Here is a 16,790-nt window from a genome sequence, read left to right as displayed (position 1 = left end):
TTGCTGCAGGAGGAGTAGATACCGATAAAGTAGGTAGAAGCGTTCGATAAATTCAAGAGTCTATTTATAATGAATGAGTTGTAATTGTATTCCTAAATTTGGGAGGCACTCTAATTAAGAGTGTTTAAATTAAAATAGCAGATTCACCATTAATAGATGGTCCTACGTAGCAGTTGTTGAATTAGGGATTGGCAGAATATTAGAAGAAATATATAAGATTTAAGGCTGTACTTGAAGCGAAAACCATTATAAAAATATAAAAGGAGCTAATCTTATGAGAATCGAAAAAAAATTAATTGTAACTCGTAAGGATGGAATTCATGCAAAATCAGCAAGTGAAATTGTAGATGGCTTAAGGGATTATGATTGTTCGGTTCAGTTTATATTTAAAGGTAAAAAAGTTAATGCAAAAAGTACTCTTCAATTAATCGATTTAGCAGTAAAAAGAGGAGCAGAAATACATGTAATTCTTGATGGGGAAGATGCTGATGATGCCCTTGTGTTTATACAATGGTTTTTGAAATAACAAAGGGGGTCATAAATATGTCTCCATTTATGGGAGAATTAATTGGAACCTTGGTTCTTATTTTATTAGGGAACGGCGTTGTAGCAGGTACTTTGCTGAAAAAATCCAAAGCACAAAATTCCGGATGGGTTGCAATTACTCTTGGCTGGGGATTAGCAGTTACATTCGCTATATATATAGTAGATAACATAAGTGGTGCACATTTGAATCCTGCAGTTACAATTGCTTTTGCTTGTATAGGGTTATTTCCTTGGAGTGAAGTTCCTTCCTATATTGGTGCACAGTTGATGGGGGCATTTTTAGGTTCAATATTTGTCTGGCTCCAGTATTTTCCACATTGGAAAGAAACTAAAAATCAAGAAATTATATTGTCGGTGTTTTCTACAAGCCCTGCAATAAAAAGTTGGCCGTCCAATTTGTTAAGTGAAATTATTGGCACTGCAGTATTTGTATTTTCAATTTTAGCTATAAGTCATAATAAAGTTACAGATGGACTACTTCCAATAATAATAGGAGCGTTAATAGTATCTATAGGTTTATCTCTTGGTGGAACAACTGGATTTGCTTTAAATCCAGCTCGAGATTTTGGCCCAAGACTAGCACATCAAATCTTACCAATATGTAATAAAGGCTCTTCGGATTGGGGATACGCATGGATTCCCATAATTGGTAGTACCATAGGAGGAATTATAGGAGCTATAGGTTTTCAATTGATTTATTAAGCAATTAATATATTAAACTTCAATTAGAAATCGATTAGTTAACCACGTTTACTATCGATCATATAATGCAAAGGGGTATTTAAGTAAAAAATGTATGCTAAAAAAATCACTATATATTTCTTATAATGTGGAATTGTTTTATTCATAAAATGTTCAATTTATATCCATTGTGAAAAAATTCACAATGGATATAATGAATATATAACCGTTGTAGAGGGTGATAGTGGTTTTATTCTTTTGAGAACTGATAAACGAGCTGCTTTTATATTGTTATATTCATGTGTTTTTTTACAAATATTATTATTATTTGATACATACTCTCTTTAAAATTGAGCAAATATACAATCTAACCAAGATCAAAAATACCAATGCCAAATATTCTTTTGCGACGAATCAACTCTTTTATCAAATTTCTGTCTCCAACTACAAACTGTTTTCTAGATAGCTATCTTTAGCAAACTTTTGACTCGTAAGAGTGGGTTATTGTTTTTTTGGTTTGTTATTTTGTATGCAGGCGATATAAATCATCTTATCAGATAGAACGGCAATGTTTTTAGTAAGTGGAATCGATTTCATTATACGAATAACAGTGCTTTTCTTTATTTGGGAAAAGGATAAATATGTATAGTCTGTCATTCAATTGAACTTTTGGTGAGTAACATATGCGTAATTAAAACTTACATGGTATTTTTATCATTCGAAAGAACTTTAAATTGATTTCTGTCATGTTCGTTTACATTGATAATCATGTTTTTCGAGATAAACGCTTTCCTTATCAATGAGGCAATTCGCAAGTAGAGTTTTACTCCTATTTTGGTTTGACGCAACTCAGTCTATTTATAGTTGATTAGGTTTAGAGTAAGTGTATTTGAAACAACGATTTTTAACGGTATGTTCTTTCTATATTTTGAAAGCGTTTTCTTATAGTGGGTTATTTTATAAGATTATGAACCTTTTACCTAAGAAATTATGTGTTTTAAGTAATGATTTGAAAAATGATGAATTGGAGATTCACAAACTCATTTTTAGTAGTAAACAAAATTTTATAAAAGAAGTGAGATTTAAATAGCCTAGGAGGTGGTTTTCTCAAGGATAGAAAAAGTTGGTTTTTAATAGTTAAAGATTGATGAAATGAAGAAGAAAAGTTGTGTTGGTTGCGTCAATTCAGAAAAAATTAGGATGAAATATTTAGGAGGTAGAGAGATGGTAGGGATTATCCTAGCAAGCCATGGCCAATTTGCTGAAGGCATTTTACAATCTGGCGCAATGATTTTTGGAGAGCAAGAGAATGTTAAGGCTGTTACCTTAATGCCAAATGAAGGGCCAGACGATTTGAGAGCAAAAATGGAAGCAGCAGTTGCATCTTTTGATAATCAAGATGAGGTATTATTTTTAGTCGATCTATGGGGCGGTACTCCATTCAATCAAGCTAATGGCTTGTATGAAGAACACAAAGACAATTGGGCAATCGTTGCTGGTTTAAACTTACCAATGGTGATTGAAGCTTATGCATCCCGTTTATCAATTACGTCTGCTCAAGAGATCGCAGCACATATCATTAAAACAGCCAAGGAAGGGGTCAGAATTAAACCTGAAGAGCTGGAACCCAAAGAAAATACTGATATCGCAGTTGCAAAAGATGGAAAAGCAAATGGCGGACTTGCTCCCGGTACAGTAGTTGGTGATGGGAAAATCAAGTTCGTTTTAGTCCGTGTGGATTCTCGTTTATTGCATGGTCAGGTAGCGACTGCATGGACAAAGTCTACACAACCAAATCGTATTATCGTAGTTTCAGATGCAGTGTCTAAAGACGATCTTCGTAAAAAATTAATCGAACAGGCGGCACCACCAGGGGTTAAGGCCAATGTTATTCCAATCAGCAAAATGATTGAAGTTGAAAAAGATCCCCGTTTTGGTAATACTAATGCACTGGTATTATTTGAAAACCCACTAGATGTCCTGAGAGTTATAGAGGGTGGTGTGGATATTAAAGAAGTTAACGTTGGTTCTATGGCTCATTCAACTGGAAAGGTTGTTGTTAATAAGGTTCTTTCTATGGGAAGAGAAGATGTAGAGGCTTTCGAGAAAATGAAAGCAAAAGGCATTCATTTTGATGTACGTAAAGTACCTAATGATTCTCGTGCAAATATGGATGATATTCTAAAAAAAGCGAAGGTTGAATTATCGTAGTTACATAGTAAATGTAAATGAAATGGGGGATCATAATGTCTACTATAGAAATAATTTTAGTGATACTAATTGCATTTCTAGCCGGTATGGAAGGAATATTAGATGAATTTCAATTCCATCAACCACTAGTGGCATGTACACTAATTGGATTAGTAACAGGTAACCTGGAGGCTGGCATTGTTCTTGGCGGTACACTTCAAATGATTGCACTTGGATGGGCAAATATTGGAGCAGCCGTAGCGCCAGATGCTGCATTGGCATCAGTTGCATCAGCGATCATTTTAGTATTAGGCGGACAAGGTGTTAGCGGTGTTGCATCAGCAATTGCAGTAGCGGTACCACTTGCAGTAGCAGGACTTTTCTTAACAATGATTGTTCGTACACTTGCTGTTCCTATTGTTCACATGATGGATACGGCAGCTGAAGAAGGAAATATAAAAAAAATTGAAGTGTTACACATCGCTGCGGTGTGTTTACAGGGTATCCGAATTGCAATTCCTGCCGGAGCACTTTTATTTATCCCTGCACAAAGCGTTCAAGGATTCTTGGAATCAATGCCTGCATGGTTAACTGATGGAATGGCTATTGGTGGGGGAATGGTTGTTGCTGTTGGTTATGCATTAGTTATTAATATGATGGCAACAAAAGAAGTATGGCCATTCTTCATTATTGGTTTCGTAATAGCTGCGATTTCTCAATTAACACTTATTGCTCTTGGTGCATTGGGTGTGGCTTTAGCTCTTATTTATTTGAGCCTTTCTAAAATGGGTGGTTCTTCAAATGGTGGTGGAGGTAACTCTGGTGACCCGCTTGATGATATCTTAAACGATTATTAATTCAGGAGGAGAAGACAAATGGCAGAAAAAATTCAATTAACAAAAAGAGATCGTTTAGCCGTTGCATGGCGATCTACATTTATTCAGGGTTCTTGGAACTACGAACGTATGCAGAATGGTGGTTGGGCCTTCTCGATGATTCCAGCGATTAAAAAGTTATATAAATCAAAAGAAGATCGAAAAGCAGCATTAAAACGTCACTTGGAATTTTTCAATACACATCCTTATATTGCTTCACCAATTCTAGGAGTTACATTAGCACTTGAAGAAGAACGTGCTAATGGTGCAGAAGTTGATGATGTGGCAATTCAGGGGGTTAAAGTTGGAATGATGGGTCCTTTAGCCGGTGTTGGTGATCCGGTATTCTGGTTTACTTTACGTCCAATGTTAGGTGCTTTAGGAGCATCATTAGCAATGGGGGGGAATATCCTTGGGCCAATCCTTTTCTTCTTAGCTTGGAATCTGGTCCGTTGGGGATTTATGTGGTATACACAAGAATTTGGTTATAAAGCCGGTTCTAAAATCACTGATGATCTTTCAGGTGGATTATTACAAGATATTACAAAAGGAGCATCAATCCTTGGTATGTTTGTACTTGCAGCCTTGGTGGAACGATGGGTATCAATTAAATTCAAGCCAGTTGTATCTGAAGTTCAGTTAGATAAAGGTGCGTATGTTGAGTGGGACAAACTTCCTAGAAATGGTGAAGGGATTCGTCAATCTTTTGAACAAGTAAACTCAGGAATGGCACTGTCACCTACGAAAGTAACTACCTTGCAAGATAACTTAGATCAATTAATTCCTGGTTTAGCTGCATTGCTTCTGACATTTTTCTGCATGTGGTTGCTGAAGAAAAAAGTCAGCCCAATTGTTATTATTCTTTCATTATTCGTAGTTGGGGTAGTTGGTCACGTAATCGGACTTTTATAATTTAAGTTGCTCACGTTTTCAATTCTTAAAATTTATTATTTAGGAATTGTTGAGATTGAAGTATAGGTTAGTAGCCTGTGAATCGATAATAGTTCGTATACAAAAAGTGGCTGGGGATTATCGTTTCAGCCACTTTTTGTATTGACTTAATTGTTTGAAGTTACGAATTATAAATAGGATAAATGAAATGGAGTGGATATGATGGTTCAATCAATTAATACAAAGGTAGATTTAGTAATAGATGCTACCGCTTTTACGGGACTTACAGACTATGGGAAAATTATGATTGGTGATAAAGGGTTTGAATTTTATAATTCTCGTGATACGCGTAAATTTATTCAAATTCCATGGGAGGAAGTAGATTATGTTATAGCTTCTGTAATGTTTAAGGGTAAATGGATTCCACGTTATGCTATTGAAACCAAGAGAAATGGAATCTTCACCTTTTCTTCTAAGGAACCTAAGAAAGTTCTTCGGGCTATACGAGAATATGTAGATCCAGGTCATATGTCACAATCTCTAAGTTTCTATGATGTTATTAAACGTGGCCTTAAATCGCTAGGTAAAAAGAAATAATAAAATGAAAAGAAGGGGTGTATTTTTTATATAGGAGCTAACATGGTTTTGGTGTGAAAATAGATTAACTGATTATGCTTCTTTTTAGATTCATACTATCAGTATGTTCAAGATTAAGATATTAGCTGTAAGAGCCTTGGGATTTTTGCACCAGAACCGTTCTATACATTAAAGGTTATTTATGTTATTTAATTATATTTTTGCAATCGTGCTGTGTTATAATTCTGAAATACTGATATATCTAGTAGGACTTATAGATTTCAGTTTATCATATGAAATGAAAAATTAAGGCATTATCTTTGAGGTTCAGGCTATCATTATTCACACTATTATTCAGACTAAAAGAAGTACAAGGAGGAAGGTATATCTATTAAAGTAGTAAGATATACCAAATTCAAAATGAATATTAAATTTAATAAAAAAGTAGTAGCATTCACGGCAGGATTAACGGTATTATCTTCACCATTGGTATCGTTTGCAGAGGAACAACAATCAGTAAACAATAAGCAATCTACAAGCCTTCAAGTGCAAGGTAACACAGACCAACTTCAAACAACAGATGAACAGGCTTTAAAAAGTATTGAAGCTAGTTTTGAAGAGGTAGACGGACGTGGTGGAGGTACTGTCGACAATAAGAAAGTAGATAGTCTTCAACGTTCAGAAGGTATTCATGAAGAAACAGGTACATTAACTGTTCCTAACAATTCAAACAGAACAAAACGTAGTCTGTCTCCCATATCACCTAGCACCTCTAGTACAATAAACGGTGTTCCATTCACTGAATGGATTGTTCCAGCAGGTAACGATAATATTCGTCCTCAAAACTACATGAGTCCAAAGTATATTACAATTCATGAGACTGATAATACAAGTGTAGGAGCAGGTGCTAGAAACCACGCTCAATACCTATATAACCAAGCAGTAGGGAACACAGACCGAGCTGCATCGTGGCATTTTACAGTAGACGATAAAGAGATTTATCAACATCTACCATTAAACGAGAACGGATGGCACGCAGGAGACGGTGATGGTCCAGGTAATAGAGAATCCATTGCAATTGAAATTGCAGTTAACAGTGACGGAAACTACAGTAAAGCGGTAGATAACGCTAAGAAACTTGTAGCGTATTTAATGAAAGAAACTGGTGTACCGTTAAATAACATTGTAAAACATCAAAAATGGAGCGGTAAAATCTGCCCTGCTAACATGATTAATAATGGGCAATGGGATGTATTCGTAAATAGCGTTGAGGGGTATTATAATAATCTTTATCAACCAAAAGATGACATTACAGGAGGTTGGTATGAAGAAGCTATTCGAGAGTTAAATAGAAGGGGTATTATGATAGGGGAAGGAAACGGAGTTTTCGCACCAAATAGAGCGATAACAAGAGCCGAATTTGCTCAATTAATCTCTAAATCTCTAAACCTGCCAGCTGGAGATGCTTCATTTAAAGACCTGAACGATGCAAATTCAACTTTACGAGATGGTATTAAACGTACTGCAAGTGCAGGTATCATTCAAGGTAGAGGAGATGGTTATTTTGACCCAAACACACCTATTACAAGAGAAGAATCAGCAATTATTGTAAACAAGGCTTTACAGTATAAAGATATATGGGGACCAGTTGTAAACCTACCATTCTCAGACGAAGACCAAATTATTTATAAAGAAGACGTACAAAGACTGTATGGCCTAGGTATTGTAAGAGGTAAGGGTGACAATCAATACGACCCTAAAGGAACAACAACTCGTGGTGAAACAGCAACATTCATTCTAAATATGCTACAAGTAATTGAAAATGGTAGTGTTGAAAAGGTAATTGGAACGGCTCAAATTAATGGTATTGGGGTAAATGTTCGAAGCGGATCAGGTACAAACTATTCTATTGTTAGAAAGACAAGTAAAGGTGAAAAAGTTACAGTATATGAAGAAAAGAATGGCTGGCTAAGAATTGGAACAGGTCAGTGGATTTATTATGACTCTAGTTATATCGACTATAAAAGACTAAATAGTTAAAAGAACAGATCATATTTGGATATATAACTTACTCTCAGGTTGTGAAGAAGACTTTCTCCACAACCTGTTTTTGTGCCTAGCCCCCTCTTTACCTTCCAATACTGATAAAAAGAGGAAAAGGAAAGATTTATTATGATGCTGTTATCGGAAAATCATGGTAATTACCCTGTATACAATTAAAGGTTAATGTTTTTCTGATAATTAAGTAGAGGTCACCGTACATACCCATCCAGTTAACATTTTGAAATACTCCAAAACGAAAGAATGAGCTGTATTGTTACTAGCCATAACACCCATCGTTTTAATCACTTGTATCAGTTCTTTTACCTCCGCATTTGGATTAGGATGATTGAGCTGTTTCATCCAATAATAGTACGTACTACGAGTAATATTAACGAGTTGAAGTAACTCCTTGACAGGAAATTCATGCCTTAATCCATAAAAGAATAGTTATTTTATGCAGTATTGCGAAAAGAGGAAGAAGGTCGTATTTCCTTTCAGCAAGGGTTTAAAGAGTTTTTTATTATGATTGTCTGTTTTTGGTTTATTATGTTTCTCATGTATGGTGAAAGCCTGTTACAATAGTAAAGAATAAATTGGGTAAAAATTGATAATGAAATGGGGAAATATGCTGGATGAAAGCAACCGGAGTAACTAGAAAAGTGGATGAATTAGGGCGTATAGTGATTCCAAAGGAACTTAGAAATACGCTTGGGATTAAAGAAAAATCACCATTAGAGATTTTTGTAGAAGGGGAAGACATCATTTTACAGAAGTATCAGCCTGGTCATGTTTGTGCAATAACAGGAGAAGTGTCAAATCGTAACATGGCATTAGCAAATGGTAAGATCTCATTAAGTCCAGAAGGTGCAGAACTATTAATAAAAGAAATAGAACAGTACCTTGTCAAATAAGTGCTCCTTTCAAGGGGCTTTTTATTATGCTTAGCATAATAATTTCACATACTGTAATACTTTAAAAAACTAAAACAATACAATAATAGTCTACATTTAATCTTGTGTAGACTTAATCAGCTAAATGGAGAATATATTGTATATATTTTGGATAGATTTCTTGCAAAATATGTACCTAGAGCAGTATTTCGATTTAAATGTGATACGATAGTGATATATTCGTTTTGCTAGTAAAAGGGGATGAGTGTCGATGAAAAACCACATAAAAGTAAATGGAAAAATCCTTCAAACAAATAAAAAATGGTCACATCTCAAGCAAAGACAAAGACAACATATTTCTAATTGGTTACGTAGAGAATATACACAGTTTGTAAAAACACATTATAGAAAACCTAGAAAGTATGAACATGATGAGATTCTTCATGAAGTGATGAATCAAATACAGGAACGTGAAATTTGGATTCCTAATGGTGAAATAAAAAGATATTATCTAAGCAAAATAGGAAAATGGTTTAGAAAAATAGAAAGTGAATGGGAATCACAAATATCCAACAGTGAAAAGCAGCAGGTATTAGAAGAAAAGTAAATACAAAGAAACAAGGGGGAGTTACATTAATTTTAAAGAATGGCGTTCCAGTACGTGGGAAGATTCTTGCAACAGATAAATTTACCATCCTAATGATGATTCGTAATAAACAACAATTAATCTACAAACAAGCAATTTCTACACTTGCTATTTAATGGGTACCGCAGCATTTCGGCTGATCTAGTAACAAACAAGAAACCTAAAACCTAAAACCTAAAACCTAAAACCGTACTAGGAATGTATTAAAAATTGCATAGATTGATAGAACAAAAAAGGAGGTTTCCTTGTAAGACTAGGATTTCTCCTTTTTCCTTGCTACCGATAATGAGACGTTATGTGAACTAGAAATGAATAGAGTATTCATTAAAAAAACTTTAATACAAATAAGCTTTACCATGATAATCTAATCTTATAAATACATAAAAAGAGAGGACTGGCTATGTTGAACAGTCAAAATTGGATTAATAACTGGAACGAAACGTTTCATCAAATAGAAAAAATTAAAGGGGATATTGAATCTTTCGTTGTTGAAAAATCAGCAACAGAAGAAGAAATTAAATTAACAGAACAACAATTAGGCTATCCTCTCCCTATTAGCTTCAAAGAAGTTTTAGTGAAATTTTCAAAGCAAGTAGAGCTTAGATGGTCCTTTCCAGATGAACTTTCTATACCAGCTGAATTTGATGATATCTTTGCAGGTGAACTATGTTGGAATTTAGAGTCGGTTGAGGACTTAGCAGAAGTTGCAGATAGCTTAAAGGATGTAGGAGATAATTATGGTGAAAATTTACGACAAAAATTAGCATTCTATACCGTTCCCAACGGTGATTATCTTGCTTTAGATTTGAATTCTAATAACGAAGATGCAGCTGTTGTTTACTGGGACCATGAAGAAGATTCAGTCACTTATGTAGCAGATAATTTTATTGAGTTTATTGAAAAGTTTACTGATTTGCATTTAATTGGGGCTGAGATCTGGCAATGGGAAACCTTCATAGATTCTAAGGGTATAAATACAGATAGTGAAATAGCACAAAAATGGAAAAAACTCTTCACAGAATTTTAAAACATAGGCACTTTTAACTTCCAATAACGAAAACTAAAGACCCAAGAACTAATTAATAAAATATAACTTTTTCTAATAAGTCAACAACCAGTTCCTTAACATATAAGGAACTGGTTAATTTATATACAAAATATGTATAAATGTCTAATTTACTTTATTTACACTTGCGTACTTATTTGAGTATGGTGCTGAATTAATTTTACTTGTATGCGACTATTATCCCGATAATGAGCAATTCACAGTTGTACATCTAATAAAGAAAGAATAATGTTTGTTTCAAGTGACATCTTGATTACCTCTTTCTTTTTAGTGTTATTATGCACATAAATTATCGCATGCTCCTGAAGCTGATATGAAGTAAAGATAATTTTCCTATGAAGTTTTTATGTCTCCACATAAACTCCAGATAGCAAGGTTATAATGACTACCAAAGAAAAGCTCTCTTTGTAGAAAAATTTCACCGTATTTTTTGTACAAAAACCTCATATATTTAAGCATAATTTATTGGGAGGTTGATATGAGCATGTATTTAAAAATACAAGAAAGTGCGAAGCGTATAAATGAATTAACTAACCATCAAAAGAAACTAGAACGCGAAAAAAATATATTAAAAAGTGAGTTTTATAGATTGTTGAAAGAAAATAAAAAATACAAAGATACTCCCGAAGAGATAAGAACATTGGATAATTAATCTCAATTTAAAGTTTCATTTAAATTTTAGTCAACTGCAGAAGTATGAAAATAGTTTAACTTCAGTACTTGGTTACCTATAAGTATTTTGATACTATATTTATTCGTAAATTTGACACAGCCTTTTATGATATATACATGCTATACTTAATTGCATAGTAAATAAATTGTATCCCAGTACATTACTTACTATTACTAGTACCCGAAAAACCTTAATATGATACGGTAAAAGGCCTCTTTTCAACGAGAAAAGAGGCCTTTTTTCATTAATATTTAGTTAAGTATATGCTATGAATTAAAAAGGAAACTTAATATTAATTTACATTTCTTTCATAGAGTTAAGATAAGGATCATATATTATAACAACATGTTACATTGAAAGGGTGAATATATGATTTCATCGTATTCGGTAAGTTATATTTTAGTCACGGGTAATACTGCTATAAAAAAGGTAGCTAAAGTTCATGCATCCTCAGAAGTTTTTGCTGTTAATAAGATTAAAAGAGAATTAGAACGTAGGTTTTCAAAGCCAACAAAAATTGAAGTTTTTCCGGTTTAATAAAACGGTATAAAAAGAGGAATCACTCTTTGTTTTCTTATTAATTAATTTGTAATTATTATGGATTAAACCTCATATTTTTTAATTAAATTTCCAACTACATTTAAAAAGAGTTCTTTTATTTTATTTCCATCAAGCTAACACTTTGATTATCAGTTTACCTATAAATTAGCCGTAGGTTAATTATTAACCCATAAACTTTGCCAGGAATTTTAATAAGAAGCATAAAGGTAACTAGAATTAAGGTGTTTTATGCTAATAAAATTAGAATATCAATAAAACCTTCACTGAAAGATAGCGCCAACAAAAACCAAATTCCTTTCGCTAATCCTATAAATAAAAAGTCGATTTCCTGTACGTTAAGAAATCGACTTTTTAGTGAGTAACTTAATTTCTTTATTAGACACGAGCTTGGTTAAAGTAAATTCAAAATATCTTTTGGTTTATTTAATACAAAATCAGCTTTTTCAAAACCTTCTCACCTGAAATTGATTTTACATAATCTTAGCTTAATAGCTATGTGGCGCTACCCCTAATATAATGTGCTTCACTACGTTACGTTTGAAAAATTCATATTTGATTACCAAACACACTAAATGCTTAAATAGGTCTACGTCCACTCGCTAATAAAAATACATAGAGTTACATCACTTTGTTAAATAAAGTTAGTACCCTTATTTAGAAAACTCTTCAATACTTTCGTAAGCAATTAATACCCTTTTACTTTTTGCCAATCAAAATCATTGCATTTCCTAATACTTTTTTATTTAATAAAAGCTTTGGTAATTTCATTTCTTCAGCAAGCTTGTAGCTATTCAATTTAGATATATCGAGTTTCTCTAGGTTATATAATAACTCTTCTGTATCCCCAAATATTTTTTCATCCATAAATAAATCTAAGAAGATAAATTCACCACCAGGTTTTAATACTCTTATAGCCTCTTTAATTAATTCTATTTTATTGTTTGTATCTTTCACTTCATGAAATGTTAGGCAACTTACAACTATATCAAATGCATCATCCTGCAAAGGGAGCGCAGCGGCACTTGCTTTTAAAAAATTAACCCTATCAGATACACCTTCTATTTTAGCATTCTGTTGACATTGATCTTGTGAGTATTCCCAATTCTTCCCCCAATAATCAATTCCAGTTAAAAAGGATTTAGGGAAAGTCATTGCAAGTTTAATAATCAATGACCCACTACCTGTTCCAATATCTAATATTTTTCCTTCTCCATCCCAATTCACTTTTTTAACAATTAAATCATGTATTTTTGATTGGTAATCCTCTCCGAATGCTGCGAATTGGTAAGTAGAATAAGAAAGTATAAACGTTATATAAATAAAAGGCATCGCTATAACCCCTGATAGGATTCGCAGATAGAAAGTAATAGGCAATAATGTTATCAATAGAAGAATTATTGAGCTTATCAAAAATACAATCAGTTTTTTCATTCGAATCCAAGTCTGATATTTAGTTTTTTTTCTCATTAGCACCATTCCTAGATATTTTTCACATATGGTTTATTCGTTATAAGATACTTTTATCTATCCCCTCCTATAAGATTATTTTTTAGCTATTAACAAATAATTGGTTATAGGTATTAAGCAATGCTAAAGCCACTTCAACTCATTTTCATAGCTCTATATGTTGTCTGGACTTGAGCTCTGCTGAATTTATTTATATTTTCATAGCATTTTATATTATAAATGATATCATCATAATCTAGATTATCCAAAAACTCAACCCAAAAAGAAATTTGCAAATTAGCCCTAGATTGTAACTAAATCTAAAAATCTTTGTACAAGAATTACCTATTTACACAATGGCTGAGTGAATATATATGAAATTGGCTGGTTTCTATTCTAAATATATAATTTATTATATAGATAAATACAAGTGAATTAGGGAGTTACTAGAAATATGAAAGAGATAGAAATTATAAAATCAATAGAAAAAATAACCATTACATGGCAAAGCGCAACAATAAGTATTCCATTAGAAGATATAATTGAGATTAATAATAATAATACGTGTAAGGGTACTAACAAAGCAGTGGAAATCGGTAATAAGTTTAAGCATTCAGAAACTATCTTTATTAGAACAAAAAAATTGGATTATATATTATTTACTACTGATAAATTAACGCTTCTAAATAAAATCGCACCATAAACTTATGATAAGTTATGGTGCGATTTTTTCTAAGTATTTTATAATAGTGCCTGCAAAGATTTCTGAAAATATCACCTATTTATAGGAAACCTTTTCGAATAACTAATGAATGGATATGAGAAAGGTAAAAATAAATAGAAGGTAAATCGTTTTTAATTGTATAAAAAATACATAACTATAAATAGCAACATTCAACTTATTTAATGTTAAATTATAAGGTGACAATTTAAAATTCATCTTCTAAAATTAAATTACCGGCATCATTATCTTTCGTCAATCGCTGATTTAGGTAATTTTCTTTTGTAGTTCTATCATTTTTATGACCTACTGCAGCTGCAATAACATGAGGTGGTAATCTCTTGTAATCATACAAGTACTGCACATAAAAATGTCTAAAGAAGTGGGGAGTAATTCCAATATTTACTGTAAAGGATAGCTGGGTATCCTTAATGATTTTAGAAATATATTGTGACAAATAATTCTCTCTATAAGGAGTATGGTTTTTAGTTTGAAATACTCTTCCACCATTTCTATTCCCAATGTCTATAGGTAATCTTCGCCGAATTCGAAATGCTACAATCCGATTAAAAATCTCCTTATTAATAGAAACGATCCGTTCATTATCCCCCTTTGTATCAACCTTTAAATAGTATCGACCTCGTATAGCATCATACTCAAGATCTTCCCATTTTGCATGTGCTATTTCTGCAACACGTAACCCTGTAGTAGCTAGAACTGACAATAAAGCGTAATTGATTTCATTATCCTTGTAGTAATGAAGTAACTGTTTTACTTCCTCATATGATAATTCACGTTTAGGTTTATGTTGTTTATGTACAGTTGTACTTAGTATTTCAACATGTAGAGGATCCTGAATATATTGGATTTCATATAGCCATTTCAAATATGAACGAATAACACCAAGCTTTCTACTAATTGTAGATGGTTTGTATTTATCTTTTGACTGATAGGAGATTGCCTCTTGAGATAACCATTTTTGATAATTACGGATATGCCGTTTTCTAAGGTTTCTCCATACTTGACCAAATTTATAATTCTTTACATCTTTCTGTAGAAATTCCTCACTTTGTTTAATAAAGAAATAAAACTGACTTAAATCACGTGCATATAGGATTCTTGATGCATCCTTGATTCTTTTTCCTTGGTCAAAATGTGTTTGTCGATTCAAGTAGTAGTACAGTATTTCTTCATCTGAAAATCCTTCATATGTATATGAATCTTCTCTTTCGTTATTTTCCTTTTTTAATTCCGCTTCATTTATATAATCAGGGTTCCATAATGCAATTAGATTTGTAAAATTTTGTTTTTGTTTCTCTATGTTATTTAAAGAAGTCTCACTATGAATAATATCTAATTCAAATTTCAATGTAATTCAACCCCTTATAAATTCCTTTTATATTAAATATTATAACGTAATCAATTATAAATTAAATTACATATTAAAATTAAATTTTATGAAGTAATAAGTAAATAGTAACAATAGAAAATCTCCCATTTTCTATGGTTATTATTTAATTTTAAAAATAGTGTTTTTATTATATAGTTTAATATTTTATAAAATTAAATTTAAAAAGAAACTTAAATTAGACATTACTCTAATTTAGAATCTAATATATATATCGATATATGTTATAATTTATTTAAAATGTAAATACTATAAATTTTAATTTACATAATATTATTATGTAAATTACGAGGTGCGAGGAGGAATTAGAATGATTAGCGCATATGAAATGACTATGACTACAAATGAAGTAAAAGATTATTTAGATATAAGTCACTTTATTTTTAATAATTTAATGAAGCAAGGAAAGCTAACACCAATCAATAAGGATACGTGGCGTTTAGATGGTAGTTTTTTATTTAGTAGAGAAGAAGTAGAAAAAGTAAAAGAAGAACGTAAAATTGAGGGGATTACTTTATATCAAGCAAGTAAAGAGTATCATATTAGTATGAATCAGCTTGAAAAATGGATAGAAGAAGGAAAGTTAGTTTATTTTTTAATAGAACATCGTAATCGACAAACGAAATTTGTGAAGGAGGAGGAGGTTCGTGAACTTGTTCAGCAAGTAGAACAAGTTAATCATATATATACATTTTCGCAGAAATATAATGTAGTATTATTTCAAAAGTTTGTAAAAGGCAATACATTGGCACGTGTTATTTCTATTCCAAAACGTGGTGATATTATAGTTCTTGATGAATTTGGAACTAATATGACACTTAGTGAGGCATTAAAAGCAGGATATGAGTCCGCTTATAAACTGTCGGATAAACCTAGAAGTCATCATCAAAGGTTTGTTAAGTTTCGTTTTCCTAAATCTGCGCAATTACGAAACAATATTTTTCACATAATCGATAATATATTACAGTACGTATCTCCAAGAAATATAAAGATTTTAGAAGAAGAAACATTTTGGTATTTTGAGATTCGTCAATCATTAATTACATTACCACCAGGAATTCAAATGGAATGGATTGAGGAGTTAACGCCTTATATAATAGAAGGGAAAATTGTTCCAAGAATGAATCATAGCGTATATTTGGATAGTAATACAGTAACGAAGTCTGTCATACTTACAAGTAAGGAATACAAATACTTGAAAGAAATTACAAATGAAACAAATAGCTCTATTGAAGAATTTATAGCCATTGCCATTAGAGACAAGATTAATGGGCACTTACTTAAGTGAAATCGAATTTTTTAATGAATTAAAGTTAAATCTAGGTATTTTCTCTTTTACTTTTATTAAAATGCTTTAGGTGAAACGGAATAAATACTAAGTTCCTATTACTAATAGTTGGGATATAAAAACTGAATATGTAGTTTTTATATATTTAATACTTCCTATAAAGTCTGTTATCAGACTTTCGGAAGTATAGAAGGAAAGAAAAAATTCAAAAATAGTTGTATGAATAATGTAGCGACAAATTATCTCTTTATGTATTATGTAAAAATATCTATTGTGTATGTGAAATAAA

General features: G+C 32.1%; 16 protein-coding genes and 1 pseudogene. 14 read left to right on the top strand and 3 right to left on the bottom strand.

Annotated features, from left to right (window positions below; translation table 11 throughout):
• Nucleotides 1-274 precede the first annotated feature (274 nt).
• The 7 genes from AC1Q8L_RS27385 to AC1Q8L_RS27355 all read left to right on the top strand — a co-directional run bounded on the left by AC1Q8L_RS27385 (nt 275) and on the right by AC1Q8L_RS27355 (nt 7,799).
• Nucleotides 275-526 carry an HPr family phosphocarrier protein gene (locus AC1Q8L_RS27385; RefSeq protein WP_029443210.1) on the top strand — a complete coding sequence of 84 codons (252 nt, stop codon included), beginning with the start codon at nt 275-277 and terminating at the stop codon, nt 524-526.
• A gap of 17 nt (nt 527-543) precedes the next feature.
• Nucleotides 544-1,248 (top strand): MIP/aquaporin family protein, encoded by a 705-nt coding sequence (locus AC1Q8L_RS27380; protein ID WP_029443211.1) that lies wholly within the window; start codon nt 544-546, stop codon nt 1,246-1,248.
• A gap of 1,203 nt (nt 1,249-2,451) precedes the next feature.
• Nucleotides 2,452-3,438, top strand: a complete 987-nt coding sequence (locus AC1Q8L_RS27375) for a mannose/fructose/sorbose PTS transporter subunit IIA (protein WP_029443212.1) — start codon at nt 2,452-2,454, stop codon at nt 3,436-3,438.
• 35 nt (nt 3,439-3,473) lie between these two features.
• Nucleotides 3,474-4,274 (top strand): PTS mannose/fructose/sorbose transporter subunit IIC, encoded by an 801-nt coding sequence (locus AC1Q8L_RS27370; RefSeq protein WP_000103758.1) that lies wholly within the window; start codon nt 3,474-3,476, stop codon nt 4,272-4,274.
• An 18-nt stretch (nt 4,275-4,292) separates the two neighbouring features.
• Nucleotides 4,293-5,204, top strand: coding sequence for a PTS system mannose/fructose/sorbose family transporter subunit IID (locus AC1Q8L_RS27365; RefSeq protein ID WP_071714019.1), 912 nt, complete (start codon nt 4,293-4,295; stop codon nt 5,202-5,204).
• A 198-nt stretch (nt 5,205-5,402) separates the two neighbouring features.
• Nucleotides 5,403-5,780, top strand: a complete 378-nt coding sequence (locus AC1Q8L_RS27360; RefSeq protein WP_009327551.1) for a DUF956 family protein — start codon at nt 5,403-5,405, stop codon at nt 5,778-5,780.
• Nucleotides 5,781-6,179: 399 nt separating this feature from the next.
• Nucleotides 6,180-7,799, top strand: coding sequence for an S-layer homology domain-containing protein (locus AC1Q8L_RS27355; protein WP_492339538.1), 1,620 nt, complete (start codon nt 6,180-6,182; stop codon nt 7,797-7,799).
• A 283-nt stretch (nt 7,800-8,082) separates the two neighbouring features.
• On the opposite strand, the pseudogene AC1Q8L_RS27350 reads toward AC1Q8L_RS27355, so the two are convergent.
• A pseudogene (locus AC1Q8L_RS27350) lies at nt 8,083-8,240 on the bottom strand (IS3 family transposase); the annotation flags it as partial.
• Between the two features lie 194 nt (nt 8,241-8,434).
• On the opposite strand from AC1Q8L_RS27350, the gene AC1Q8L_RS27345 reads away from it, so the two are divergent.
• The 5 genes from AC1Q8L_RS27345 to AC1Q8L_RS27325 all read left to right on the top strand — a co-directional run bounded on the left by AC1Q8L_RS27345 (nt 8,435) and on the right by AC1Q8L_RS27325 (nt 11,056).
• The gene (locus AC1Q8L_RS27345) at nt 8,435-8,713 is read left to right on the top strand and encodes an AbrB/MazE/SpoVT family DNA-binding domain-containing protein (RefSeq protein ID WP_071714021.1); all 279 of its coding nucleotides are present in this window, start codon (nt 8,435-8,437) and stop codon (nt 8,711-8,713) included.
• Nucleotides 8,714-8,963: 250 nt separating this feature from the next.
• The gene (locus tag AC1Q8L_RS27340) at nt 8,964-9,299 is read left to right on the top strand and encodes a hypothetical protein (RefSeq protein ID WP_000788511.1); all 336 of its coding nucleotides are present in this window, start codon (nt 8,964-8,966) and stop codon (nt 9,297-9,299) included.
• Nucleotides 9,284-9,454: an RNA chaperone Hfq gene (locus AC1Q8L_RS27335; protein WP_231009677.1), complete on the top strand. Its 171-nt coding sequence runs from the start codon at nt 9,284-9,286 to the stop codon at nt 9,452-9,454. Before AC1Q8L_RS27340 ends, AC1Q8L_RS27335 begins: the two co-directional genes overlap by 16 nt.
• Nucleotides 9,455-9,738: 284 nt before the next feature.
• Nucleotides 9,739-10,365 (top strand): SMI1/KNR4 family protein, encoded by a 627-nt coding sequence (locus tag AC1Q8L_RS27330; protein ID WP_492339537.1) that lies wholly within the window; start codon nt 9,739-9,741, stop codon nt 10,363-10,365.
• Between the two features lie 517 nt (nt 10,366-10,882).
• Entirely contained in the window at nt 10,883-11,056 is a 174-nt protein-coding gene (locus tag AC1Q8L_RS27325; RefSeq protein ID WP_153601866.1) for a hypothetical protein, read from the top strand.
• A gap of 1,278 nt (nt 11,057-12,334) precedes the next feature.
• Here AC1Q8L_RS27325 and AC1Q8L_RS27320 read toward each other — a convergent pair.
• Nucleotides 12,335-13,105: a class I SAM-dependent methyltransferase gene (locus AC1Q8L_RS27320; RefSeq protein WP_161114556.1), complete on the bottom strand. Its 771-nt coding sequence runs from the start codon at nt 13,103-13,105 to the stop codon at nt 12,335-12,337.
• Nucleotides 13,106-13,538: 433 nt separating this feature from the next.
• Here AC1Q8L_RS27320 and AC1Q8L_RS27315 point away from each other — a divergent pair, with 433 nt between their 5' ends.
• A complete protein-coding gene (locus AC1Q8L_RS27315) occupies nt 13,539-13,787 on the top strand; it encodes a SunI/YnzG family protein (protein WP_098014646.1) in 249 nt (82 codons plus the stop codon).
• A 226-nt stretch (nt 13,788-14,013) separates the two neighbouring features.
• On the opposite strand, the gene AC1Q8L_RS27310 is transcribed toward AC1Q8L_RS27315, so the two are convergent.
• Complete coding sequence (locus AC1Q8L_RS27310; protein WP_492339536.1) at nt 14,014-15,174, bottom strand: tyrosine-type recombinase/integrase; 1,161 nt, start codon at nt 15,172-15,174, stop codon at nt 14,014-14,016.
• 349 nt (nt 15,175-15,523) lie between these two features.
• Here AC1Q8L_RS27310 and AC1Q8L_RS27305 point away from each other — a divergent pair, with 349 nt between their 5' ends.
• Nucleotides 15,524-16,501 (top strand): DNA-binding protein, encoded by a 978-nt coding sequence (locus AC1Q8L_RS27305; RefSeq protein ID WP_492339535.1) that lies wholly within the window; start codon nt 15,524-15,526, stop codon nt 16,499-16,501.
• Nucleotides 16,502-16,790: the final 289 nt, after the last annotated feature.

It is taken from the genome of Bacillus sp. GW823-FHT06A11, from assembly GCF_058795355.1.
Note: the sequence above shows the minus strand (reverse complement) of the source record. Positions and strands in the feature narration are given on the sequence as shown.